This is a genomic window from Phyllobacterium sp. P5_D12 (assembly GCF_054049495.1).
On record NZ_JBFUMG010000634.1, the window covers coordinates 1 to 2413 of the forward strand.

2 protein-coding genes are annotated in these 2413 nt (G+C 55.4%); one reads left to right on the top strand and one right to left on the bottom strand.

Annotated elements, in window-relative coordinates; translation table 11 throughout:
• Nucleotides 1–66: 66 nt before the first annotated feature.
• Complete coding sequence (locus ACXJ5O_RS24535; RefSeq protein WP_457302185.1) at nt 67–1812, bottom strand: cation:proton antiporter domain-containing protein; 1746 nt, start codon at nt 1810–1812, stop codon at nt 67–69.
• Nucleotides 1813–2173: 361 nt separating this feature from the next.
• Between ACXJ5O_RS24535 and ACXJ5O_RS24540 the strand changes: the two genes are divergently transcribed.
• On the top strand, nt 2174–2413 hold a 240-nt coding region (locus ACXJ5O_RS24540), incomplete at its 3' end, for a GntR family transcriptional regulator (protein WP_457302186.1).

A 2413-nucleotide genomic window follows, 5' to 3' on the forward strand; every position in this document is an offset into this window, starting at 1 on the left:
GATAAGTGCCTCGTGGCCGATGCGATGCGGGGATTTTCCACGCTGTCGCTGATGTCGGATTAGCAATTACGTCGCATCGAGAGACTTCTTGCGCTTCCTGCGTGAAACGTTCATCGCTTTTCTCTCTTTGGCCATATCGCTGACTGCGGTACGAAGTGCGGGATGCTTCGACATGAAAACATTAAAATCCCGGCGTTCGAGGACCAGGAACTGACAAAAATCGACAGCGATGACATCCGCCGTCCTGCGCCCACCGCTCAAAAGTGCCATTTCGCCAAAGAAGGAACCGGCCTGGAGTCGAACCGGGTCGTCCTCCAGTTGAACCTCTMCCGCTCCCGATGAAATGAAATACATGCCGTCGCCGCGATCGCCGATGCGGATGACGCGTTCGCCTGGCGATGCCACCTTTGGCCGAAACAACAGGAGAAGCTCTTCCTGAGAATTTTCATCAACCTGGGCAAACATCGGGAAAGTCTCGATCAGCTGTTGCATTTCGAGCTGATGCTGCCTGTTTCTTTCATCGCTGATCTTCCGGATACGGTCCAGTTCGCGGCAAAGTGCGTCATGCTTGCTCTTTCCGTATTGTTCAAACAGAGATGGCCACTTTCGACGAACGGCTTTTTGTAGCCAGTCGCCACCGAGTAGAACGAGTGGATTGACGGTGATCGACAGGATGGCACCGGCAAGTATGAGATCCTGTCCCTCACGCGGCAAAAGGCCAAGCGAAACACCGAGACTAGCCAAAATGAAAGAAAACTCGCCGATCTGCGCCAGACCGGCAGCGACCGACAGGCCCATCGCGATCGGAAAGCGTAAGAGAACGACGATCAGAAACCCAATCACCGATTTACCAAAGATGATCAGCGCCAGCACGGCAGCAACCGCAAGCGGGTCGCGTATGATGACATAGGGGTCGAAAAGCATCCCGACCGAAACGAAAAACAGTACGGCGAACGCATTTTGCAGCGGCAGGGAGTCGGCCGCGGCACGATGGCTGAGATGCGACTCGCTCATGACGACGCCTGCGACAAACGCCCCGAGCGCAAAGGATACGCCGAAAATCTCCGCCGAGCCAAAGGCGATGCCGAGGGCAACAGCGAGAACGGAGAGCGTGAACAGTTCGGGTGAGCCGGTTCGGGCAACCAATGTGAGAATCCACGGAACGACCTTCGGCCCGAAATATATAGCCATCACCGTAAAAGCGCMGACCTTGAGCAGGGTTATGCCGATGGTCAATGTGATGGCAAGGCCACCAGCCTCTCCAGCTGCTACGTCCGCATTACCGCCCAAAACCCCCGAAAATGCTGGCAACAGCACCAAGGCGAGAACCATCGCCAGGTCCTCGACGATGAGCCAGCCGACCGTCACGCGGCCATTTACGGAGTCGACCTGATTGTGCTCTTCAAGCGCCTTGAGCAGGACCACGGTGCTGGCGACGGAAAGACTAAGGCCAAAGACAATCCCCGCACCAAGACCCCAGCCCCACAACGAACAAAGGCCTATGCCGAGTAGGGTAGCAAGCAGGATACGCCCCAGCGCTCCGGGGACAGCAACCCCTCGAACCGCCAACAGATCGGAGGCGGAAAAATGCAGGCCCACACCGAACATCAAAAGGATAACGCCCATTTCCGCGAGCTGCGAGGCAAGCCCGCTATCGGCGACGATGCCCGGTGTGTACGGCCCCATCATGATGCCGGCGACGAGATAGCCGACGAGCGGCGGCAAGCGCAGACGATCGGCCAGATAGCCGAAGACCGCGGCAAACACAAAGCCGATAGCAACCGTCGCTAAGAGTGAGACCTCTTGATGCACGTCTCTCTTTCCATGAATTTTGCAGGCTCTCGAAGCAGGATTTCACAAAAGGTCGATCCGCAGGAAATTGCAATAGATCGTTCGATTATGTTTGAACCCCCGCAGTTACAACTGGTCACACGTAAATTTCAATCCTGCGTAGCGAAAACCGGTCCGGATTCAAGGATTCTTGCGCAAGAATCAGATGTTCCTGTACGAAAATATAAGAGCTCCGCAGAAATGAGAACCTGCTACGCAAAATCAATTGCTCCGCCCTCTTCATCTCCGGAACCGCCCATACAATAATACCAGTTGGATTTCCAAAAAAATAATGCGAGGGTGAAAATCCAGCCCTTGGGAAGACCGCTGGCAAGGAGAAATCATGGAACGCCAGCAACTGTTAGCGGAGATCCGGTCACGAATCGATGCGTTCGAAACGGGAATTCCGCTGCACAAGAAATTGAAGATGGCGCTGCAGGATCTCATCATCAGCAATCGCATAAAACGAGGGTCTACTCTTCCAGGCGAGCGAGCCGTGGCGGAGGCTCTTTCGCTTTCGCGGGTGACCGTCAGGAAGGCCCTGGAACTTCTTATCCAGGATGGCCATCTGCGGCGGCGGCAT